This is a genomic window from Thalassotalea sp. PS06 (genome assembly GCF_007197775.1).
GTDB lineage: Bacteria > Pseudomonadota > Gammaproteobacteria > Enterobacterales > Alteromonadaceae > Thalassotalea_A.
Window position 1 is genome coordinate 2,419,889 of record NZ_CP041638.1, and the last position, 23,541, is coordinate 2,443,429.

Consider the following 23,541-nt stretch of genomic DNA (forward strand, 5'->3'; position numbering starts at 1 on the left):
TGAATAATTTATTCGAGCAATAACAAATCCCTTGGTTAATGTAATGTTACTAATAACTAAGTTGTAACTTTTAGGGTTTACCTGTGCACTTTACTAACAATAACAAAATGCATGCTAGGCATGTGCCGTTTCTCCAGCGCCTTATTCTGTTTCTTGGCTTGTGTCTGAGTGTTGTTGCCTATTCCGAACAGCCGCCTCTTAAATTCCAACAAATCTCGGTAGAACAGGGATTATCTCAAAGTACCGTTATGTCCTTAGCTCAGGATCAGGATGGCTTTATTTGGATGGCCACCCAATATGGTCTAAATCGTTATGATGGATATGAATTTACCCATTTTAAATACCACTCTGACGACCCCTTCTCCTTAGCTAATAATATTGTTCGCAATGTGTTTGTTGACAGCAATAATGTGCTTTGGGTGGGCACCGACAACGGCTTAAGCCGTTATGACGCAGATAACAATCGCTTTGACAATTTTTTCCACGAAAAAGGCAACGCCAACTCTCTTCGCGACAACACGATATGGAGCATTTACGAGGACAGAGCTAATAACCTCTGGGTATCGACGGCCTCAGGATTACATAAATACAACGAAAGCACTGAAGATTTTACCGTTATTAATTTCAAAAGTTACAGTAGTGTTGTTAAAGCCATTAAAAGCATTTTCCAGGATAGTAAAGGTAATTACTGGTTAGGCACATACGAAAACGGTTTGTTCGTAATGAACAAGGATTTAGATTTCGTATCTCCGGCCAATGGTAAAAATGTCTGGAAATTAAACATTGATGCTCAGTCGATTCTGGAAATTAGTGAGCTGAACCAGAAGATCTGGCTGGCAACAGAAAACGGTATTTTTGCAATCGATGAAGATATCACCGTCGCCGCGCACTATTTGCCTCAGAACTTCACCCAGGAGCCTGGGAATAATCGAGTGCGTAGCATTCATCAAGTCGATGACCGGTTTTTATGGCTTGGCACAGAGGCTGGTTTACTGGAGCTGGACTTAGTAGATGAGCGTATCTATTTTCTCGAGTCTGCAGCTTTCAATACAAATGAAGTAACCAAAGACTTTATCTTTACCATATTTAAAGACAACTCCAATTCCTTGTGGTTAGCAACTTACTACGATGGAGTGAGTCGATATAACTCTATATCATCATTATTCACCCACCATTTATCAGGTAGTTATAACGATAAGAAAAATATCAAAGCTTTTACCGAAACGCCGGATGGCAAAATTTGGATCGCTTCTGAAAGTAATGGCATTTACTTTCAGTCCGTTAACTCAACGATTGTTGAGAAGTTGGATATTGACTTAGAAGAAACCATATCCTCAATTCACGCAGACGCTAATATCCTTTGGATAATTACCAACAGCGAAAGATTATTAAGCTTTAACATCGATACCTCTGAATTAAATGTTCATGAGAATTGGCTGCAAGGTTATACAGAACAGCACGGCAGACTTGATTACATTTACACCAAAGGCGCTTTTTGGTTTGGCTCTTCGGCTTCCAAGCTATTCAAATATTCGCCACAGGAAAAACGTTTACAAAGCTTTTCCCTAGCATCCGATAAAATGAATGACTTGTATGCGATTAACGTGGACGAAAATGCCAATATCTGGACCTATACCTCACAACAGGAAATCTTTCTTTTTGATATCGATAAAAAAGAGTTTCAACCATTAAAACTGCCGAAGAACAATCTTTTCCTGGATGACTCAATTACAGTGATTCAGGAATCGGCAGACTACTACTGGTTCGGCTTTGATGACAAAGGTGTGGCGGCTTTAAACAAGGCTACTGACCAATATACCTATTTCACCGAAGCTAATGGCCTTGCCAGTAATAAAGTAGCGGGTATGTTGATAGACGAAAACGGAAAAGCCTGGGTAAGTACCAACAAAGGAATATCGAGTCTAAATCCGATCGTTCAAAAAGCCGAAAACTTTAATGTCAACCAAGGTGTGCAAGCTGATGAGTTCTTTTCATTCTCCTACTTAAAAGCCACAGATAATAAATTTTATTTCGGCGGTGTGAATGGCTTTAATAGCTTTTTCCCATACAACATTAAGTTAGAATCTGAAGTGGTTAATTCACCAAGAAATATGCATTTACTGATTGCCAATGAAAGGGTCGATTTACAAAATGTTTTGAACACGCCTGATCAGCAAACAAACAATAAGCAATTATATCTATCTAAGGACATCACCTTAAAATATGGACAATCACCATTTAGCCTTGAATTTGTTTCACCGAATGCGACCTTCTCAAGTGCCGTTAAATACCGCTACAAGATGGAAGGCATCGATGATGCTTGGGTATACACCGACTCCACCAACAAAAGGGCTACGTATACCAAATTAAATCCGGGTAGCTATGAGTTCCATGTCCAGGCATTCAGCTCTAATTCTCAAGAGTACAAAAGCTCTCCAACATTGACCGTAAACATTTTGCCGCCATGGTGGTTAACCTCCTGGGCCTGGATGGCTTATGGCTTTATCCTGGTGTCGATAATGCTCTATTTCTATCGCCAGGCTCAGCAAAAGCAATTAGTTAATTACCAGATTAAAGAAAGTGAAGAGCGCTTAAAGCTTGCCCTATGGGGTTCTGGTGATGAGATGTGGGACTGGAACATTAAAACCGGTCAGATGTTCCGCTCTAATATCTGGGGCATCCTTGACTTCCCTCAGGATGGACAGCGAAATAAACAAGGTGCGTCCAATAAAGGTAACATTCATCCTCAGGATTCGAACCGTGTTAACCAGGCGCTTGACGATCACTTCATGGAAAAAACCGACCATTTTGAAGCTGCTTACAGGGTTAAAAATAATCAAGGTAAATGGACCTGGGTATTAGACCGAGGAAAAGTGGTCGAAAGAGATATCAATAATGCCCCTTCACGTATGACGGGAACGATTAAAGATATTTCTAAAATCAAACAAACCGAAGAAAGCCTGAAATTATTTGCAAAATGTATTGCCAATATTTCCGACGCGGTTGTGGTTTATGATGAAGACTTTAACACTGTCGACTGTAACCCTTCTTTCCAGCGAATTACAGGTCAAACCCGTTCAGAAGCAATCGGCAGTCCGTTAGAATTTAAATCGTACCCTCACAGTTTCTTGCAAAACCTCAAAAAGAATCTGATTCATCACGGTTCCTGGCAGGGAGAAATCGAGAGCAAACGCTTAAATGGGCAGCGTTATCTTGTTGATATCACCATGGATGTTATCCGTGATGAAAACCAGAAGATCACGCACTATGTTGGCGTGTTCTCGGACATTACCAAACGTAAAGAAACCGAAAAAGAACTGCGTAAACTTGCCAATACCGATACCCTTACCGGTTTGCCAAATCGTTCTTACTTCCAGACTAACCACACCATTCTTGTTAATCAGGATACGGTTCATGCTTTACTTGTGTTTGATTTGGACAACTTTAAGAAAATCAATGACTCATTAGGTCATCAGATTGGTGATGTATTGCTGTGTAAAGTTACCGAACGCATTGCAACCGTGGGTAACCTTAAAGATACCTGTTATCGATTAGGCGGAGATGAATTCAGTTTAATCATCGAAGGTACCAACGATCTACACGAAATCACCACCATTGCCGATGAAATCTTAAAGGCGGTGGCCGAGCCATATAATATCCGTAACCAGGAAATTGCCCTTTCCTGTAGTATCGGTATCGCCTTATTCCCGGAAGATGGTAAGAATTCCCATGAATTGCTGAAGAATGCCGATACGGCTATGTATCACGCGAAAGACAAAGGCGGCGATTGCTATCAATTCTTTAATGATTCAATGAACACTCAGGCGGTTAAACGTTTACAAGTGGAAAACTTAATTCGTCACGGCTTAAAAGAAGATCTGTTCAGTGTGTTCTATCAACCGAAGATCAATATCACTACCGGTAAAGTTAGCGGTATGGAAGCTTTGGTAAGATTTGAAGCCGGCGCCAAAGGCATTATTCGCCCAGATATCTTTATTCCGATTTCCGAAGAAACCGGACAAATCATCGAAATTGGCGAAAACGTTTTACGAAAAGCCTGCCATGCGACAAAAGTATGGGTTGATAAGGGCATTTTCAATGGCAGAATTGCGGTGAATCTCTCCGCAGTGCAATTCAGACAGCCAAACCTGGTTAAGATGATTGAGTCAATTCTGGCAGAAACACGTTTGCCAGCTCAGTATCTGGAGTTAGAAATAACCGAGGGCACAGTCATGAATTCGCCGCAGGAAGCGATTGATACCATGCATCGTTTGCGAAGCATGGGCATTAGCCTGTCACTTGATGATTTCGGCACCGGTTATTCTTCGCTCGCCTATCTGAAGAAGTTCCCGCTGAATACGCTTAAAATCGACAAAGCCTTTGTTGATGACATTGAAGCTTCTGAGCAAGGTAAAAACATGGTAGCAACCATCATTACCATCGCCCATAACCTTGGCTTGGATGTGGTCGCCGAGGGTGTAGAAAACCAAAACCAGCTCGATTATTTAAAATCCAAACAATGTGAACAGCTGCAGGGTTATTTATATTCTAAACCTCTATCTGAGGAAGATTTTAGTCGCTATCTGTTATCACACATTATCACCCGGGAATCGACCCCCTACTCTACTGAGTAATAAAAGATTCATTTCAGAGAAAAAAGCGAGGCTTCTAGCCTCGCTTTTTTGTTTTCTGAAATTTTTTCATAAAAATCAGATAAAACTTAAGTTTTTTCAACAAATTTAAAAAGTTGGCACAGCTTTAGCATTATTTCGAGCAGTTTAAATTTATTAAAAATAATAATTAGGAATTACTATGCTTAGCTCACTACTTTTATCTGCAGTTATCTCTGCGGCTACTCTACCTGCAATCGAAAACCAGGAAGTATTTACTCCAAAAAATACCGTTAATACCCGTATTCGCATCAAGCCTACAGTTAACACTCGTATTCGCATCAAGCCTACGGTAAACACTCGTATTCGCATCAAGCCTACGGTAAACACTCGTATTCGCATCAAGCCTACAGTTAACACTCGTATTCGCATCAAGCCTACAGTTAACACTCGTATTCGCATCAAGCCTACGGTAAACACTCGTATTCGCATCAAGCCTACGGTAAACACTCGTATTCGCATCAAGCCTACAGTTAACACTCGTATTCGCATCAAGCCTACAGTTAACACTCGTATTCGCATCAAGCCTACAGTTAACACTCGTATTCGCATCAAGCCTACAGTTAACACTCGTATTCGCATCAAGCCTACAGTTAACACTCGTATTCGCATCAAGCCTACAGTTAACACTCGCATTCGCATTAAAGCCTGAGGAAACGGCCATGATCGCTAAAATCAAAACACTACTTAGCAACAAAAGCCAAACAAAAAAAGCTATTACCGGAATTGAGATCAAGGAAATGCCAGCTAACCACTGGTGGTCATAAGGAGTAGAGCCATGATTAACATGATTAAATCGATTTTTAACCCAAGTTCACGCAAGCCAACCGTGGCTAATATTGAAATGATGGAAATGTCAGCGAATCACTGGTGGTCATAACCAGAGAATTAAGCTGAAAAAAGACTAAGCATAGAGATGCGTGTGCCCTGGAATACAGGGTTACACGTAGATCAAACTGTAAAAGGTTCCGTGCTGTCGATATACAACCAGTCGCTTTTCCATATTAAACATTGGCCAGACTAATGGGCCAAATATCAAGCCAGCAGTAGTCCAACGCTTATAACCTAAGCCTGACTTGATTGCCTGACAATAAAAAACAATCCGCTTAGTAGTGACACAACAATTAGCATGAGGACCATTTAACGCACCTTTAATATCTAAACTGGAAACACCTTTGAAAAGAGGGCTGAATTGTAGCAAAAACAACCAGCCGGGACTATTAACATTTGGTTAAAGAATGTAACTTTTCGCTATATAAAGGTGGCAACTTATTAAAGGAAAGGTTCGATAATTACATCCTTCGATGACCGCTCACTGAACATCTGGCCAAAGTGCCCAGAATTGCTCCAATAAAAAAGGGGCAAACATTTGCCCCTTGGTATTTACCGGGCGGCAATTAATTTCCGCCCTTAAATAAGCCCTGATTTAATAACAAGTCTTATCATTATCTGCCATAGCGACTAATGCTTCACACGGCGCAAAATGCTCACCATACTGGCTCTGGAACTGATTAAGTTTTTCAACCACAGTTTTCGCCCCTAAGCTGTCCAGATATCGGAATGGACCGCCAAGGAATGGCGGGAAGCCGATACCAAAAATGGTACCAATATCACCATCACGACAATTGCGAATAATTCCTTCATCAAGACAGCGTACGGCTTCGTTAACCATCAACAAAACACAACGTTCGCTAATTTCCTGTTCAGAAAACTTAGCTTGTGGCGTCACATTCAACAGGCTATACACCTGCTCATCAACCGCCTTGCCTTGCTTTGATTTTTTACCGGTATAAAGATAAAAACCTTTTTTGGTTTTCTTACCCTTACGGTTGTCATCAATTAGTTTATTGAAAGCTTCTGGCGCGCGGAATCGTTCGCCAAGCTCTGCTTCTAAGATTGGGCTGATCTTGGCGCCAATATCAATACCAACCTCATCAAGAAGTTTGATAGGCCCGACCGGGAAGCCAAAATTAACTAAAGCGCGATCAATCTTTTCAATCGGCTCACCGGATAACAGGATATTCGCCGCTTCATTTACATAGGGCGCGAGGATCCGGTTAACGTAAAAACCAGCTTTATCTTTCACAACAATTGGTGTCTTGCCTTGTTTTTTAGCAAGCGCCACAGTGGTTGAGATAGTTTCATCAGAAGTTTTATCGTGGGCAATAATTTCAGCCAACGGCATTTTATCCACTGGCGAGAAGTAATGCAGACCAATGACATTTTCCGGCGCCTTGGCATTGGCAGCAATCTGACCAATCGGTAATGATGATGTATTTGAGGCGAAAATTACCCCTGGTTTGCAGTTTGCTTCAATATCCGCAACCATTTGCTGTTTTAACGCCAAATCTTCAAATACCGCTTCAATAATAACATCGGCTTGTTTGAAACCGCTGTAATCGGTAGAACCGCTGACCATGTTCAGCTGTTTTTGCATTACACTTTTCTTGATAAAGCGGCGTTTAACTTTCTTGTTTAATAGGTCAAAGCTGTACTTCAGCGCATTGCTGATACCGGTATGATTGATATCCTTTATACGCACTGGCAACTTGGCATTATTTACCGTTACATAAGCGATACCACCACCCATTAAGCCGCCGCCTAGCACGCCAACGTGATTTACATCCGCTGGTTCAACGCCGTCAACGCCTGTTTCTTTCTTCATTTCCGTAGTTGCGAAAAACAGATTACGTAGCTGCTTTGATTCATTGGTTTTAACCAAACGACCAAAATGCTCGGCTTCACGAGCCAAACCTTTGGCACGGCCCTTTTCAATACCAACGCGAATCGCATCAATAATTTTTAATGGTGCTGGGTAATTGCCTTTGGTTTTAGACAATACCGTTTTTGTCGCCTGATCGAATACTAATTTACGACCCCATGGATTTGAGTCCAGGGCTTTTTCGACAAATGGCGCTTTACGCTTTTTCGCTTTCTTGCCACTTAGTGCTAACTCTTCTGCCACTTTCAACAGGACAGAACGAGGCACCATATCGCTGACAAGACCGGCTTTCAACGCCTGTTTCGGACGCAGGTGCTTCCCCGTTAGCATCATATCTAAAGCTTTTTGCAAGCCAACGATTGCTGGCAGGCGTTGAGTACCGCCACTACCTGGTAACAAACCAAGTTGCACTTCCGGTAAACCTAGAACGGTTTTGTTGTCATCACTACAGACCCGTTGATGACACGCCATCGCTAACTCCAGACCGCCACCAAGGCACGGTCCATGAATGGCGGCGATTACCGGGATGGATAGTGCTTCAATCTGATCAAAGATTGCCTGCCCCTGAGCGGCAATTTCTGTCGCCTGCTCTGCAGTATCACAGGCGTCAAGCATAGTGATGTCTGCACCAGCAATAAAGGAATTATCCTTGCCACTGTATACCACCAATCCTTTAATCGAATTATCACTTTTAATTTTTTCAAGGACGGTGGAGAATTCATCGGCAAATTCGGCGCGCAATGTATTCATGGTCTCCCCGACCACGTCCATTTTCAAAAACGCTATGCCGTTATCCTGGCGCTCTAGGGTAAATGTTGAATTATTTTCCATTGTTATTACTCCACTTCCAGAATCATAGCGGCGCCTAAACCACCGGCCGCACAGGCGGTAGTCAGACCAAGACCTCCGCCACGACGTTTCAGCTCGTTTAAGGTTTGGGTAATCAATCGTGCGCCAGTTGCGGCGAACGGATGACCATAGGCCAAAGAGCCACCAAGAACGTTAAACTTATCCATATCGATTTCACCGATGGCTTTGTCCTGCCCAAGCTTTTCCTGGGCAAACTTAGTGCTGCCGAACATCTTCATATTGGCAAGTGCCTGCGCTGCGAACGCTTCATGCATCTCGATAAGGTCTAAATCCGCAAGCGTCAGCCCGGCACGTTTAAGAGCAAGAGGTGTTGCGTAGGATGGTCCCATTAGCATATCTTCCCAGACATCTATTGCCGTAAACGCATAAGAGCGGATAAACCCGAGAATGTCATAACCCAGTTCTTTAGCGCGGCTTTCACGCATCAGCAATACCGCTGCGGCACCGTCAGTTAAAGGCGTAGAGTTAGCAGCAGTTACCGAGCCGTGTTTGCGATCAAACACCGGGCGTAAACGCGCATAGCCTGAAAGTTCAGAGTTATCGCGGAAACAGTTATCTTTATCGATAAAGGTTTTAAAAGGTTCAGGGTGCGCTGCCATGACTTCATCGGCAAGTACGCCTGACGCCCAGGTCTTAGAGGCCAATGTGTGCGAGCGGTGTGCCAATTCATCCTGAGCCTGGCGACTGATTTCATGGGTCTTGGCCATTTGTTCTGCCGTCTGTCCCATCGACAAGCCTGTCGAATACTCGGCAACCGCCGGAGGTACCGGTAAAATATCTTTAAATTTCAGACCGGAGATTAATTTCATTCGCTGCGAAAAGGTTTTCGCCTTTGATAAATCAAGAAGCGTGCGAGCAAACTTTTTGGAAACACCAATTGGATTTACCGACGTCGAATCCGCACCGCCAGCAATACCAACATCAATATTACCTACCAGGATAGATTCAGCGACATTTACTGTAGATTGAAAACTGGTAGCACAGGCTCTCGATACACTGTATGCATCGGTATTTACCTGCATTTGCGTACCAAGTACGATTTCACGGGCAATATTTGGTGCCTCAGGCATTTGTACTACCTGACCAAATACCAATTGCTCAACAAGCGCGGGATCCAAATCATTTTTAGCAATAAGTTCGTTTACTACCATCTTGCCTAGGTCTACGGCAGGAACGCCATGAAAGGCGGTTGCCTGTTTTGCAAATGGCGTTCTTAGACCCGCGACAATCGCGACGCGGTCTCCGCCTGCTGTTTTCAGGCTTTGCATTGATGTCATTATAATTCCTTATTCAAAGAGGTCTGACCTGATCATAAATTGATTCTATCTATTAAATAAAAAAATGAAAAGTCTTGATTTCGAAATACCTGTAGCCATATATTCAGTTAATTAAGTATAGAAACATTTCACGCCAGCCAGACACTTGCGCTGAGGCCGTGGTACTTCAAGGTTCAGGAAAATAATTATTATTATGACAGTTGAATACTTTTCCTCTTTAAAAGAACATCTTAGTGAACAAATTATTGGCCAACGAGAACTCGTTGAAAACTTACTGATAGCCCTGCTTGCAGATGGTCATCTCATTGTTGAAGGTCCTCCGGGACTCGCAAAAACCCGCGCCGTTAATGCCCTTGCTCAGGGTCTTGATGCCGAGTTCCATCGTATCCAGTTTACTCCGGATTTATTACCTGCCGACTTGACGGGTACCGATATCTATCGCCCAGAAGATGGCAGCTTTGTGTTTCAGCAAGGTCCCCTGTTCCAAAACCTTATACTCGCCGACGAGATCAACCGTGCTCCGGCTAAGGTCCAGTCCGCTCTATTAGAAGCCATGGCTGAAGGACAGGTAACGGTAGGTAAAACCACTTATCAATTGCCCGACCTTTTTCTCGTTATGGCAACTCAAAATCCATTAGAGCAGGAAGGTACGTATCCATTGCCTGAAGCCCAGCTAGACCGATTCCTGATGCATTTGGAGATCGATTATCCTGATGCCGCCAGTGAACTGGATATCCTGCGCCTAAACAGAGGTGAGGCTCTTAAACAAAAGTCCGAACCCAATACCATTATTGCCCAGGAGACCATATTCGCGGCTCGTCGCGAAGTAATGGAGATCTATTTAGCCCCGGTATTAGAGCAATACATCGTTGATTTGATTATGGCCACTCGCCAACCAGAGAAGTACGACGCACAATTAGCTAACTGGCTTGCCTATGGAGCCAGCCCTCGTGCAACTATCGCTTTAGATCGTTGCGCCCGTGCCCGTGCCTGGTTAAATGGTCGCGACTTTGTCAGCCCGGAAGATATTCAGGCGGTATTTCATAACGTCCTGAGACATCGTCTCTTGCTGACGTACCAGGCCGAAGCGGAAGGCATTAGCACCAACAAAGTACTGGATCACATCTTAAACCTAGTGGCTGTCGGTTAACCTGGGAGTTACTAACTCATGTGGTTTAACAAGATAGACGATTCCATTAACCATGCCGATATCGAGCAGCAACTGGCCGCTTTAGCCAGTGATGGCGTGCACTTGTCGATTAATGAGCTGCTCTATTATCAGGGCAAAGTATCATTAATCGATTTAGCGCCCACAAAAGCGCTCCATGGTCAGTTAGCCGGCAACTATCTGGCGCGCACCAAAGGCCGCGGTATGGAATTCGACGAAGTCCGTCATTATCAAAATGGTGACGACATCAGGGCTATTGACTGGCGAGTAACTGCGCGCACAGGAAAGACCCATACCAAGCTATTTCGTGAAGAAGTTGAACGACCAGTACTTATTGCCACCGATCTTGGTAATTCCATGTATTTTGGCTCTCGGTTATTATTTAAGTCGATTCAGGCGGCCCACGTTGCCGCGCTGTTATCCTGGCATGCGAGCAAACGCGGCGACCGCTTAGGCGGTTTGGTATTTAATCAAACCAGTCATATGGAATTGAAACCGAAAAGCCGTCAGAAAGGGGTTTTACACTATCTTCACGCGCTGGAAGAATTACACCAGCTGCAATCGACAGAGAACACCGACAATCAATATTTTTACGATAATTGCCTGCGTTTGAAACAAATAGCTAAACCCGGAGCACTGATATACCTGATCACCGATGGTTATCATTTTGACAGCCGGGCGATCAAGCCATTGAATCAGATCAGCCAACATTGTGAACTGGTCATTTGTCACATCCACGATCCAATGGAATTGAAACTGCCGGATTTTCATCAGAAAACGTCGGTCGCTCTGACCAATGGCGAGGATGAGTTACAACTGACATTGGGTGACAAGAAAACTGCACACAGATACCAGTCGCAGGCTGACAAAAGAATCTCCCAGTTACAGGCATTATTTCGCAAAGCAGGAGCCCGGTTTATATCATTCTCAGCCGGAGAAAGTTTAGAACAACAGTTGAAATCAGGAGTAGTATCTTGGATCCCTTAGCGCAATTAAAGGATATCCATTTACCTGAAGCTATCCCAATTTGGCCTCTGGCCCCAGGTTGGTGGATATTAATTATTTGTATTCTCGTGGCCATTGCTTACGCCACTCAAAGGTATCTGAAGCAAAGACGTTTTTGGCAGGTTAAGCGCCAGGGCCTTGCTTATTTGTTGGCATCAGACTCTCTCAGTAGTGAGCAGTCATTAACCACGTTAAAATGGGTATGCCTGCACTATTTTCAGCGAGAAAAGGTGGCAAGTTTACACGGTGAATCCCTGTTACGCTTCTTTTTAAAACAGCTTCCAACCGAGATCCAGCCAAAATTCCGAGTGCTGGCACAAAATGCCATCGTCGAACACTATCGCAAAAATGATCACGATATCTATGCGCCTGAAATTCACAAAGCAGCGATACTTTTTTGTCAGCATGCCGATTTAACAAACAACAATAACAATGACTTAAAAGGAGGTGAACAATGATCACCTTCGCCTGGCCGTGGTTAGCGCTTTGCCTGCCATTGCCTTTTATTATCGCTAAGCTTCTGCCACCTCGGGCACAGACAAACTCGGCGTTAAAAGTCCCCTTTACTCTGCCGGAGGTCCGCAGTGGTAACTACATGGCGAATAACCGTAACCTGCCGCTACCGATATTTATCAGCCTATGGTGTTTATTCGTACTGGCATTGACTCGTCCTCAATGGCTTGGCGAGCCAGTGCCGATAGCAAGCGAAAGCCGAGAGATGATGATCGCCGTTGATTTATCCGGCAGTATGCAAATTGAAGATATGGAGCTCAATGGCCGGCAAATAAATCGTCTGGAGATGCTCAAAACTCTGCTTGGTGACTTTATTGAACGCCGCCAGGGTGATCGACTTGGACTGATCTTGTTCGCTGACGATGCCTATATGCAAACACCTATGACCTATGACCGACAAACCGTTAAGCAAATGCTAGATGAGGCGGTTATTGGCCTTGTGGGGCAGAAAACCGCTATCGGCGATGCTATTGCCTTGTCAGTAAAACGTTTTTTAAACAAGGAAGACTCGAATCGGGTATTAGTATTACTAACCGATGGGCAGAATACATCCGGAAAAGTGACTCCAGATCAGGCTCTGGAAGTAGCTGTCGCCAATGATGTAACCATTTACACCATTGGCATAGGCGCGGAAGTGATGATGGAGCGCTCCTTGTTTGGTAACCGTAAGGTCAATCCTTCCAGAGATCTCGACGAGGGCAGCTTACAACATATCGCCAAACAAACCGATGGTAGCTACTTTCGTGCCACCGATAGCGCGTCAATGAGTCGAATTTATCAGATGCTGGACCAGCTTGAACCGGTAGAACAAGAGCAGCAACAAATGCGCCCTCTTACCGCATTATTTTATTACCCATTAGCGCTTATTATGATCATCATCATCGGACTGTGTCTGCTGCCAACACTCAGTGCTTTGTATCAGGCAGTCCGCCAACCACGAGGAGCTAATAATGTTAGATAACTTTCATTTCCTTCGCCCTTTGTGGTTACTGGCATTTTTCGCACTGCTGTACGTGATATGGCAACTTAAAAAGCTCAAAGTTGCAAACTCGGCCTGGCAGCGGGTTGTACCAAAACATTTAAATAAAGTATTGTTATCCACGAATGGTGAGGCCAAGCCATTAGCTTTATTGCCAATCGTTGTTCTTGGTAGCCTGTTGATCGTCGCCATGGCCGGACCGACCTGGAAAAAGCTTCCCCAACCGGTTTATCAAACTGACAAAGCATCGGTAATTGTCATGGATATGTCGTTTTCCATGTTGGCAACCGACACTAAACCCAACCGCCTTACCCGAGCCCGATTCAAAGCCCTCGATTTGCTCGAAAAATTGTCAGACGGTGATGTCGCCCTTATCGCTTATGCGGGTGATGCATTTGTTATCAGCCCGCTGACCGAAGATATTAACAACATCCGCTTGTTACTTCCGTCGCTAACGCCGCAAATTATGCCGGAATTAGGCTCAAACCCCTACCCTGCTCTCATTTTGGCCAATGACATGTTGGCCAATGCAGGATACAACAAAGGCGATATTTACTGGCTAACCGACGGTATTGACGGGGACGACCTGCAAGACATTAACGAATTTAGCCGGGACAATGAGCATAGTATCAATATTCTTGGTATTGGCACCGAACAGGGGGCGCCCATCACATTGGAAAATGGTGAGTTAATGCGGGACCGCGGTGGTAATATCGTTATCCCGAAACTTAACGCCCGCCTTCTCGCAGGAATTAGTGAGCGTAATGACGGCATTTTCCAGTCCATTCGGAATGATGATGAAGATATCAGTCGCCTCGCCAATAATGATCGGGTTTTAACGGCTGCAGAAAAACAGGAGCAGCAGATGCAGGGCGACCAATGGCAGGAATTCGGGCCCTATCTACTGCTAATCGCTTTACCAGTATTATTATTGTATTGCCGCAAAGGCGTATTATTGGCAGTACCGTTAGTACTCACCACATCTTTATGCATCTCAGAGCCAGTTCAGGCTTCAATTTGGGATGATCTTTGGAAACGAAGCGACCAGCAGGCGCAGGATAAATTTTCTGAAAAAGACTTTTCAGGTGCCGCCGAACAATTTCAGCAACCCAACTGGAAAGCTTCTGCGCTTTACAAAGCGGGAGAATATGAGCAGGCCTTAGAGGCTTTCAATGCTCTCGAAGGAACCGATGCGGTGTACAACCGCGGCAACACTTTAGCCCAGTTACAACGATTTGAAGATGCCATTACCGCTTACGATGAGGTACTGGCGCAGCAACCGGAGCACCAGGATGCGCTAGCGAACAAAGCCCTTGTTGAACAGTTGATGCAACAACAGGAACAACAAAACCAAGATCAGAATCAAGATCAGAATCAGCAAAACCAAGATCAACAGAATCAGGACCAACAGAACCAAAACCAGCAAAACTCAGAGCAACAAAATCAAGATCAGTCAAACCCGGATCAACAAAACCAGGATCAACAAAACCAGGACCAGCAGAATCAGGACCAACAGGACCAGCAGAGTCAGGACCAACAGGACCAGAATCAACAGGACCAGGACCAGCAACAGCAAAATCAGGATCAACAAAATCAGGATCAACAAAATTCACCAAACCAGCAACAAAGTGAAGAAGACCCTGACTCTGAGCAACGAGAACAAGAAGCTCAGGGTGCAAATCAGACAGAGCAAGACCAGCAACAGGATAAATCTGAGGAGCCTGGGCAAGCGAAGGAATCTCAGGCACAGTTAACTGAGCAAGAGTTGGAACAGCAACAAAAACATCAACAGATTTTAAAAAAGGTTACCGATGACCCGAATTTATTGCTTAGAAACAAGATGCGACTCGAATACCGTAAACGTCGCCAAAATCGAAGTAGTATTGGAGTAACAGAAAAGTGGTAAAACGATTATTAACACTTAGCTTAAGCCTGTTAACGCTGGTTTGTCATAGCAGCTGGGCGCTTGATTCTTTAACCGCCAGTATCGATAAAAATCCGGCTACGGTTAACGAATCTCTGGTATTAACGGTAATTGCCAATGATTCCATGGATGCGAGCGCTTTTGATCCCTCGCCCTTAGACAAAGACTTCATCGTTGGCCGTACGTCAGTGAGCAGTCAAACCAGTATGGTTAACTTTAAAACCACGCGAATGACTCGTTGGACAACGGTATTGGTCCCGCAAAAGCCAGGAAAATACACCATCCCGGCCTTTACCATTGAGGGGGCTAGCTCTAAGCCGATTGAAGTGGAAATTCTCGCTGCTAACGATAGTCGCGCGAAAAAAAATCAAGATGTTTTTATCAGTACCAAGGTCTCCGATACCCGAGTTTACGTGCAACAGCAATTTACCTTAAAGGTAAAGCTGCACCTGGCACAGGAGCTAAAAACCGGTAGCCTTACCGAGCCACAAATGACTGGTGCCGAGATCAAGCAAATCGGTGACGACAAGGAGTCGATGGAAATCATTAACGGTATTCGTTACCGAACGATAGAACGCTCCTATTCGGTCAAACCAAATACCAGCGGCGACTTTACCCTGCATACGCCTATTTTCGCAGGCGAGATAATATCTGGTCAGCGCCGTGCCCTATTTTCAAATTTTGATCAGGGAAAACCAGTCAGGGTCGAAGGTAAAGACATCGATATCGAAGTAAAAGCTAAGCCTGCTGAATTTGTCGGTGATGATTGGCTTCCCAGTGAAATCCTTACCATAGAAGATGAATGGCCCCAACTTGATAGTTTTCCCCTCGGAGAGCCGATTACTCGTCGCGTTACCATCACCGCGGCAGCTCTATCTGAGGAACAATTACCGCAAATCAATTTCAAAACCCCTGACGGCATAAAGATATACCCTGACCAACAACAATCACAATCGAATGTGCAAGCCGGTTTATTAATCTCGCAAAAGGTTCAGGATTTCGCCATCGTACCCAGTAAACCTGGTATCTATACCATTCCTGAGGTGCAGATCCCTTGGTGGAATACAAAAACCAATCGCGTCGAATATGCCAGCTTGCCACAACGCACGTTTAGCATCGAGGGAGCAGTTGCAACGCCAATGACTGAAAGTCAGGACAACCTGCCAGCAACACCCGTTGTTATCGAAAAAAGCAGTAACCTGCAATGGCTCTTCCTTGCGGGTTGGATTTTAACTAGCCTGGCCTGGTTAGCAACTTCGCTTTATCAGCGGGGATTTCTGAAGCAGCTGTCCCGTAATCCAAAATCGGTATTTAATAGCGCTGCAAGCACAAGCTACTTGCAATTACTCGCCGCTTGCAAGAAAAATGACGGCCAACTGGTGCTAACCCTTTTGCCTCAATGGGCAGCACAAACCAATAATGAACCGTCAATATCCAGTCTTAGCCAGGTCATTGACAGCTTTAATGACGATGAGCTGGAAAGATTGATTTCTGAGCTCCAGGCTTGTTATTTCGGCAATCAAAATACCTCCTGGGATGGTAAAGCCTTGTATCAAAAACTGATGTCGTTAAATAGCAAACAACCAGAAGTAAAAGTACAAATGCAGATGAATCCTTAATTTTGGCATTCGACAGTCTTGTGAGTCCTGCTTTGCATCTTTTACAGTGAAATTAAAAAGCAGATCAAAAAGGCCATTGGTAACGTAATGCTTACTGTCAGACTAGCGTTTTTAGCTGACACTCCCTACGTTAATAGAATGTAAAAAGTGTGTTAACCATATGATCCAGAAAAATTTTCGAAAGAAATCTGCTAACCCTCAGGTCTCTAACGATATGGCGAGTAAACAAGTAAGATACGAAGCGCTGGTAAATGCGTTACACGCAGATCTGTACCGGTATGCTTTTTGGTTAGTACACGACCAGCATGTGGCTGAAGACCTGGTTCAGGAAACCTTCCTGCGGGCTTGGCGAGCCCTCGATTCGTTGAAAGATGAGAAGGCCGCGAAGTCTTGGTTAATCACAATTCTCCGACGCGAAAATGCTCGTCGATTCGAACGTAAACAACTGGATATGTCCGAATACGAAGAACCCAGTATTGTTGACCACATCAGTACCACTACTGAACAACAACTGGAAGATCATTGGTTACGAGAGAAAATTGCGAAACTACCTGCCGACTACCGAGAGCCTTTAGTGCTACAGGTAATTGGCGGTTTTAGCGGTGAAGAGATAGCAAACATGCTGAATCTAAATAAAAATACGGTAATGACACGGTTATTCCGTGCCAGAAATCAATTGAAAGAAGCAATTGAATCCGAACAATCTATTAAGGGGCGAAGTAATGGATGAATTAGAATTCCGGCGTCGACTCTATGCCAATCCAAAAGACAATGGCGCTGATATTAAAAAGAGTACCGCAGACAATCCGGCTAATGCTCGGTTTTACGAAGAAATCCAACAGCTAGACTCGCGCATCGATAGTGCGTTAAATGTTGATGTTCCTGAGAATCTGGCAAATAACCTGATTTTGCGTCAAACCCTGGATAGTCACCGTCGCGAGAGTAAACAACGTCGCTGGCATTTGGCTGTTGCAGCTTCTGTGGCTTTTGCAGTGGGACTTGGCGTTAACTATTTCAACGCGTCACCCGTTTATACGTCGGTAGCCGACTACTCTCTAGCGCACTATTATCACGAAGACGGTAAGTTTGATAACCATGCTGATGGCAAACTCACATTGACGTCACTGAACGATAAGATGCAGGATGTAAACGCTAGGTTCAGCAGTGATATCGGTAAAATCATTGCCGTTAAAGACTGTTACTTCGATGGCATGGACAGTGTGCACCTAGTGTTAGAAGGCAAGTACGACAACATCACTGTGTTCGTGATCCCGAAAGTCCAGCACTTGGCTTCTTCAAGACAGTTTGCGGACAATCAAGTTCAGGGGTTGACTCAGGAATACCGTCAAGGCGAAGTGATCATTCTTGGCGATAAGCGTGAATCGCTCGAGCAGTGGCAACAGAAAATCGACGAAACGATTGAGTGGTCAATCTAGCGAGAATGCAACCCCGGATCAAACATCAGTCCAGACGCGCAAGCCTCTGGGCTTTTTTATAACGTTTGCAATTGTCGTTCTATCCTAATTAGTATGGATTGGTATAAAATAACTTGTTAGGATGCAAAGCATTATTCCGACACTACAATTACAACTATGACATTGGAACTCCCACTAATAGTAACCTTTATCGGTTACCTGCTCACAACCTTACTTATTGGCTTTTTCGCCTATAAAGCCACCAATACACTTAGCGACTATATCCTTGGTGGCAGACAACTCGGCCCTGCAGTTACCGCATTAAGCGTCGGTGCCTCAGACATGAGTGGCTGGTTATTACTGGGTCTTCCCGGTGCTATTTACCTGTCCGGTATTGGCGAAATATGGATAGGTGTTGGCTTAGTTATTGGTGCATTTTTTAACTGGATCATTGTCGCCCCCAGACTTCGAGGCTTTACTGAGAAAGCTGGTAACTCCCTGACTATTCCAGAGTTTTTTGAAAACCGATTCGAAGACAAGTCCGGCATTTTGCGCCTGGCGTCGGCCATTACCATTTTAATCTTTTTTACCTTTTACGTATCATCCGGTCTGGTTGGTGGTGCGATCTTATTTGAGAAAGTGTTCGCTCTGGACTACCTGCAAGCACTAATCATTGGCGCCGTGATTATTGTCTCTTATACTTTTTTGGGTGGTTTCCTGGCGGTTAGCTGGACCGACTTTTTCCAGGGTTGTTTGATGTTACTGGCGCTGATTATCCTGCCCATCGTGGCGATTCAGGAGCTTGGTGGCTGGCAGCAGACCGAACAAATACTGACATCCGTCAATCCACAATATGCCGAGTTGTTTACTAACTTTTCCTGGATTGGGTTTATCTCATTGATGGCCTGGGGACTGGGTTATTTCGGTCAACCTCATATCCTTTCTCGTTTTATGGCAATCCGCAGTGTTGATGATATTCCTGCTTCACGAAATATCGCCATGGTATGGATGATTTTATCCCTGATTGGCGCCCTTGCGGTAGGATTAGTCGGTATTGCTTATTATGCCGATTCGCCGCTGGAAAACAGCGAGACCGTATTTATTTTTCTTGCCAAAGCGATCTTAAACCCCTGGGTTGCCGGCGTCATCATCGCGGCTATCCTATCAGCGATAATGAGTACCATAGATTCACAGTTAATTGTTTGCTCTTCGGTAATCGTTGAAGACTTTTACAAGAAATACAGTAAAAAAACCGCAACTGAAAATCAGCTGGTTTGGTTAACCAGATTTTCGCTTCTGGCCATAGCCATTCTTGCCACCTTGATTGCATTGAATCCGCAAAGCACGGTTCTTGGTCTGGTTAGCTATGCCTGGGCTGGATTTGGTAGCGCCTTTGGACCAACCATAATCCTGGCATTATATTGGCAGCATTACACTCGCTTTGGGGCGATGGCTTCAATCATCACAGGTGCACTCGTGGTCATCGTTTGGGGAGAAATGAAACATTTAGGTGGTATATTCGCCTTATATGAAATGATCCCAGGATTCCTTCTGGCTCTGTTGGCAGGGTTTGTGGTTTCTAAGCTAACTTATCAGGATAATTTACCAGAGACGCAAACGTTCAATAAACTGAACCAGTCTTAACGGCAATCGCCGGTAACTAAAAAGGGGCTAAGGCCCCTTTTTTACTCTCTTACAATTGAGTTTTCAATCAGAATTATTCGAAACCATTCGGGTTCTTTGACTGCCAGTTCCAGGTATCCTGAATCATCTCTTTTAAACCGCGCTCTGCCTGCCACTGCAGCTTCTCAGCAGCAAGGTTGGCGTTGGCAAATACGGTAGCAATGTCACCCGGGCGTCGAGCCACGATTTGATACGGAATGTCTACGCCAGAAATGGCTTTAAACTGTTCAACAATCTGCAGTACTGAGGTGCCATTTCCGGTCCCTAAGTTAATTGCCGTACAACCCGGGTTTTGAGCCAGCGCATCGACCGCTTTTAAATGACCAAGGGCCAGATCGACAACGTGAATGTAATCGCGAACACCAGTTCCATCGACCGTATCATAGTCATCACCAAATACCTGAAGCTGCTGCAAGCGCCCTACCGCTACCTGAGCTACGTATGGCAATAAATTATTCGGAATGCCATTTGGATTTTCGCCAATCAGACCACTTTCATGGGCACCGATAGGATTAAAATAGCGAAGCGAGATAATCGACCAGGCAGGATCGCTTTTCGCTAAATCAAACAGGATATGTTCGATCATAAGCTTGGTTTGACCATATGGATTGGTTGCAGAAGTCGGCATGGTTTCCAGTAATGGCGAAACATTGTGCTCACCATATACGGTTGCAGACGAGCTAAATACCATGTTCTTAACATCAAACTCAGCCATGACTTGCAGCAAAACCAAAGTACCTGCAACATTATTCTGATAATAAGAAAGAGGGATTTCGTTGGATTCACCAACCGCTTTCAGGCCAGCAAAGTGAATGACACCGTCAATATTATGATCGGTGAACACTTGGCGCATCGCCGCCTCATCACAGATATCGGCCTTAATGAACGTTGGTTTTACACCGGTGATCTGTTCAATTCTGTCGAGCACTAACGTCGATGAATTGCTGAGGTTATCAACGATAACCACTTCTTTATCTGCTTTTATTAACTCGACAACGGTATGGCTACCGATATAACCGGTGCCACCTGTAATTAATAAGCTCATTTCCCTTCCTTCTTGAAATTTTATTTATAGTAATCTGAAAAAACCTGAATAAACTGCTCTAATTGCGACGCAGGCAGTGCATTGACACCTGCGGCTCCGGCGCGACCACCACCGGTTGGAAACTGAATACAGATTTCATCGGCGCCCTGCTTATTATTCAACGGAGCTCTAACTGAAATTGTATAACTATCATCGACATTTTTTGTGAAAACGGCATGGGCTTTATCTGGTGACTGATTAGCCAGGTCGTTACCAAAAACACCACTGACTCTTCTCGACCAAGGCGCATCTTCCAGGCAAACCACCTTACAGTGTGGCGCATCAAACAACACGTCTGCCGATGAGGCTTTGCTCATATCTTCATTGTAAGCGTCTTGCAGTTGATAAAATAACGAATCGTTGTCGGAAAATAATGGTTCCGGACTTTCAAAAGCCAGTAATTGTTTAAACAACTCGGCTGGGTGGAAATGCAGATCTTCGGTGCTGCGACCATAACCATTGTAGTTAATGTATACGCCCAACTGCTCGAGTTGTTCAGTAAGAGTGGCCGATAAACCCAGCATCTCGGCATGACGCTTTGCTGTCGCTTTTAGGTTATCACCAAACGCTGCCGCAATCGCCCACAGATGATATTTGCCTCGTAAATGGTCATTAACCAGCAGACTGGTACATACCTCTGGAGAGGTGTTGATCATTGATGTCAGGTGAGGACTTTCTGGAATCTCACCGGCGCGGTGATGGTCAACATAAAATACTGGTACTTGCTTATCGAGCAATGCTGGTAAAGCGTCGATGTTCTTCTCCATCGATACATCCAGCACAGTAACTGAAGAGGCTTTGTCAGTCTCGACTTGCTTTAACAAAGAGATGTCACGTTTAACACCGGTGATAAGAATAGATTGTTTTGGCTCCGCAAGGCGCAATTGTAACAGCGCCAGAATCCCATCAGCATCACCATTGAATACATCATAATGCATTATTATTATTCCCTTTTTTAACTTTTAAATCTACGTATCGGTTATCTTCGAAACGTTGCCCGGTAGGCATAATTGATAAAACAAATCATTGAACGCGCCAGCCCCAGCTTTTCCTGTTGGCGATAAATTTGCCATTGACGCTGTGCTTTACGCACTTTATTACGCGAAATAGAGCCAGGAGTAATTCGGTAATTGGTCAATGGCTGAGGGTAATGTTGCGCATACCCTACCCGTCTCAATATACCTAACCAGGTTGCATAATCCTGGCCAGTGCGTAAGTCTGGCATCATAAAATATCCCGTTCTGTTCTTATCAACAATAACGGTAGAGCAACCAAACGTTACCCGTTTTTTTAACAGGTCATCGTAACTAATCGCGCCCTGTGGTAAACGGTCAACTAAGCCTAAGTTTTTACCTTGTTCATCAACCACCTGATAACTGGTACATGACACAGGTACCTGATTTCGTTTCATAAACGATACCTGCTCAGAGAGCTTATTGGCTTGCCAGCTATCATCGGCATCCAAAAATGCCAGATATCGACCCGTCGCCCGTTCTATACCGTAATTACGAGAACGCGCCGCTCCGAGGTTTTTTTCATTTTTAAATATGTGGATGTTGTTATAACGTTGCTCATAAAACGAAAGCAACTGCCAGGTATTATCCGTAGACGCATCATCGGTTATCAACAGCTCCCAATTTGGGTATGACTGTGACAACACACTTTCTATCGCCTCACCAACATAAGCCAGTGAATTAAAGGTCGACATTATAATGGAAACTTTATCAAATTTCTCGGCCATCTCGATAACTTCATTAACCTATCATTAAGCAACTTCCGCTATCGCCTTTTGAATTAATCCGTAAACGCACTGTACCCTTGATAATAGCCCTGGATCAGGCTCTTCACATAACTTAATTGCCTATATCTTATGAAATAACGACATGCCCAACGAAAGATGATTGCCAATCCCAGGGTGCCAAACCTTGATGCCGTAGCGCCACGAGCCAGAAAGATCCCCTCGTTTGCCAGTATTCTGCCCTGTTCGCAGCAACTATGGTAAACAAACACTTTCGGGAGATTAACCACCACCCCCTGGTATCTGTAGATATCGAGTAAGAAATTGACTTCCTCGGTCGCCGGCAGCGCCGTACCTAAACCAAAATTTTCATTAAATCTGATCTGATATTTTAAAATGAAAGCACGATTGACGATGACCTCAATCGAGCTCACCTGCAGCAGCTGCAATCGACTCAACTGATGATTGTTGCCGTACGCTTTGTAACGCTTGCTATGGTTTTCAATACAACCAATTTGCACCCGCAACACTTCTGGGCAATCTGGTTTACACAACTTAGCCAGTAAATTTTCAATGTCGTTTCTATCTAACCAAACATCATCATCTAAGAACCAGATAAAGCATCCAGCGCTATTGGTAATCACTTGGTTGCGGCTGTGGCTAATTCCCATTTTTGTATCAACAATCAGCTTAACGTGGTTAAGAGCAGGAGGAAGCGGCTCTTCTCCTCCTTGCATAACGACAAGTATTTCTATCTGTTCGAACGTCCCCAATTCGAGCAAAAGTGCAATCATGTCCTGACTCCGCCCTTTCATGGTTGAAAAACCAAGGGTTAATATCGGCTGTTGCTGCACAAGGTTATTCAAGATGGCCT

General features: G+C 44.4%; 17 protein-coding genes. 11 read left to right on the top strand and 6 right to left on the bottom strand.

Annotated features, from left to right (window positions below):
* Positions 1-83 precede the first annotated feature (83 nt).
* Positions 84-4,634: an EAL domain-containing protein gene (locus FNC98_RS10740; protein ID WP_143581235.1), complete on the top strand. Its 4,551-nt coding sequence runs from the start codon at positions 84-86 to the stop codon at positions 4,632-4,634.
* A gap of 178 nt (positions 4,635-4,812) precedes the next feature.
* A complete protein-coding gene (locus tag FNC98_RS10745) occupies positions 4,813-5,322 on the top strand; it encodes a hypothetical protein (RefSeq protein ID WP_143581236.1) in 510 nt (169 codons plus the stop codon).
* A gap of 774 nt (positions 5,323-6,096) precedes the next feature.
* Here FNC98_RS10745 and fadJ read toward each other — a convergent pair.
* Positions 6,097-8,223, bottom strand: a complete 2,127-nt coding sequence (fadJ, locus tag FNC98_RS10755; RefSeq protein WP_143581238.1) for a fatty acid oxidation complex subunit alpha FadJ — start codon at positions 8,221-8,223, stop codon at positions 6,097-6,099.
* Positions 8,224-8,228: 5 nt separating this feature from the next.
* A complete protein-coding gene (gene fadI, locus FNC98_RS10760; protein ID WP_143581239.1) occupies positions 8,229-9,539 on the bottom strand; it encodes an acetyl-CoA C-acyltransferase FadI in 1,311 nt (436 codons plus the stop codon).
* A 193-nt stretch (positions 9,540-9,732) separates the two neighbouring features.
* Between fadI and FNC98_RS10765 the strand changes: the two genes are divergently transcribed.
* The 9 genes from FNC98_RS10765 (at position 9,733) to putP (ending at position 19,806) form a co-directional block, all read left to right on the top strand.
* Positions 9,733-10,689 carry an AAA family ATPase gene (locus FNC98_RS10765; RefSeq protein WP_143581240.1) on the top strand — a complete coding sequence of 319 codons (957 nt, stop codon included), beginning with the start codon at positions 9,733-9,735 and terminating at the stop codon, positions 10,687-10,689.
* An 18-nt stretch (positions 10,690-10,707) separates the two neighbouring features.
* Positions 10,708-11,694: a DUF58 domain-containing protein gene (locus FNC98_RS10770; RefSeq protein WP_143581241.1), complete on the top strand. Its 987-nt coding sequence runs from the start codon at positions 10,708-10,710 to the stop codon at positions 11,692-11,694.
* Positions 11,682-12,170 carry a DUF4381 domain-containing protein gene (locus tag FNC98_RS10775; protein ID WP_185967941.1) on the top strand — a complete coding sequence of 163 codons (489 nt, stop codon included), beginning with the start codon at positions 11,682-11,684 and terminating at the stop codon, positions 12,168-12,170. Before FNC98_RS10770 ends, FNC98_RS10775 begins: the two co-directional genes overlap by 13 nt.
* Positions 12,167-13,186 (top strand): vWA domain-containing protein, encoded by a 1,020-nt coding sequence (locus FNC98_RS10780; RefSeq protein ID WP_143581243.1) that lies wholly within the window; start codon positions 12,167-12,169, stop codon positions 13,184-13,186. Before FNC98_RS10775 ends, FNC98_RS10780 begins: the two co-directional genes overlap by 4 nt.
* Positions 13,176-15,110 carry a vWA domain-containing protein gene (locus FNC98_RS10785; RefSeq protein WP_143581244.1) on the top strand — a complete coding sequence of 645 codons (1,935 nt, stop codon included), beginning with the start codon at positions 13,176-13,178 and terminating at the stop codon, positions 15,108-15,110. The genes FNC98_RS10780 and FNC98_RS10785 overlap by 11 nt, the downstream gene beginning before the upstream one ends.
* Complete coding sequence (locus FNC98_RS10790; protein ID WP_143581245.1) at positions 15,104-16,747, top strand: BatD family protein; 1,644 nt, start codon at positions 15,104-15,106, stop codon at positions 16,745-16,747. The genes FNC98_RS10785 and FNC98_RS10790 overlap by 7 nt, the downstream gene beginning before the upstream one ends.
* A gap of 163 nt (positions 16,748-16,910) precedes the next feature.
* On the top strand, positions 16,911-17,477 hold the full coding sequence (locus FNC98_RS10795; protein WP_185968111.1) for a sigma-70 family RNA polymerase sigma factor: 567 nt from the start codon (positions 16,911-16,913) through the stop codon (positions 17,475-17,477).
* Entirely contained in the window at positions 17,470-18,183 is a 714-nt protein-coding gene (locus FNC98_RS10800; protein ID WP_143581247.1) for a DUF3379 family protein, read from the top strand. The genes FNC98_RS10795 and FNC98_RS10800 overlap by 8 nt, the downstream gene beginning before the upstream one ends.
* A gap of 156 nt (positions 18,184-18,339) precedes the next feature.
* Positions 18,340-19,806, top strand: a complete 1,467-nt coding sequence (gene putP / locus FNC98_RS10805; RefSeq protein ID WP_143581248.1) for a sodium/proline symporter PutP — start codon at positions 18,340-18,342, stop codon at positions 19,804-19,806.
* A gap of 73 nt (positions 19,807-19,879) precedes the next feature.
* On the opposite strand, the gene galE is transcribed toward putP, so the two are convergent.
* The 4 genes from galE to FNC98_RS10825 all read right to left on the bottom strand — a co-directional run bounded on the left by galE (position 19,880) and on the right by FNC98_RS10825 (position 23,533).
* Positions 19,880-20,890, bottom strand: a complete 1,011-nt coding sequence (gene galE, locus FNC98_RS10810) for a UDP-glucose 4-epimerase GalE (RefSeq protein WP_143581249.1) — start codon at positions 20,888-20,890, stop codon at positions 19,880-19,882.
* A gap of 20 nt (positions 20,891-20,910) precedes the next feature.
* On the bottom strand, positions 20,911-21,867 hold the full coding sequence (locus tag FNC98_RS10815) for a DHH family phosphoesterase (RefSeq protein WP_143581250.1): 957 nt from the start codon (positions 21,865-21,867) through the stop codon (positions 20,911-20,913).
* Positions 21,868-21,908: 41 nt separating this feature from the next.
* Complete coding sequence (locus FNC98_RS10820; protein WP_260680347.1) at positions 21,909-22,637, bottom strand: glycosyltransferase; 729 nt, start codon at positions 22,635-22,637, stop codon at positions 21,909-21,911.
* Between the two features lie 86 nt (positions 22,638-22,723).
* The gene (locus FNC98_RS10825) at positions 22,724-23,533 is read right to left on the bottom strand and encodes a glycosyltransferase family A protein (protein ID WP_143581252.1); all 810 of its coding nucleotides are present in this window, start codon (positions 23,531-23,533) and stop codon (positions 22,724-22,726) included.
* Between the last annotated feature and the right edge of the window lie 8 nt (positions 23,534-23,541).

Bases quoted from the DNA above. Each gene is read 5' to 3' on its own strand.
- FNC98_RS10745 (WP_143581236.1), top strand. From the start codon at position 4,813: ATGCTTAGCTCACTACTTTTATCTGCAGTTATCTCTGCGGCTACTCTA.
- fadJ (WP_143581238.1), bottom strand. From the start codon at position 8,223: ATGGAAAATAATTCAACATTTACCCTAGAGCGCCAGGATAACGGCATA.
- fadI (WP_143581239.1), bottom strand. From the start codon at position 9,539: ATGACATCAATGCAAAGCCTGAAAACAGCAGGCGGAGACCGCGTCGCG.
- FNC98_RS10765 (WP_143581240.1), top strand. From the start codon at position 9,733: ATGACAGTTGAATACTTTTCCTCTTTAAAAGAACATCTTAGTGAACAA.
- FNC98_RS10770 (WP_143581241.1), top strand. From the start codon at position 10,708: ATGTGGTTTAACAAGATAGACGATTCCATTAACCATGCCGATATCGAG.
- FNC98_RS10780 (WP_143581243.1), top strand. From the start codon at position 12,167: ATGATCACCTTCGCCTGGCCGTGGTTAGCGCTTTGCCTGCCATTGCCT.
- FNC98_RS10785 (WP_143581244.1), top strand. From the start codon at position 13,176: ATGTTAGATAACTTTCATTTCCTTCGCCCTTTGTGGTTACTGGCATTT.
- FNC98_RS10800 (WP_143581247.1), top strand. From the start codon at position 17,470: ATGGATGAATTAGAATTCCGGCGTCGACTCTATGCCAATCCAAAAGAC.
- putP (WP_143581248.1), top strand. From the start codon at position 18,340: ATGACATTGGAACTCCCACTAATAGTAACCTTTATCGGTTACCTGCTC.
- galE (WP_143581249.1), bottom strand. From the start codon at position 20,890: ATGAGCTTATTAATTACAGGTGGCACCGGTTATATCGGTAGCCATACC.
- FNC98_RS10815 (WP_143581250.1), bottom strand. From the start codon at position 21,867: ATGCATTATGATGTATTCAATGGTGATGCTGATGGGATTCTGGCGCTG.
- FNC98_RS10820 (WP_260680347.1), bottom strand. From the start codon at position 22,637: ATGTCGACCTTTAATTCACTGGCTTATGTTGGTGAGGCGATAGAAAGT.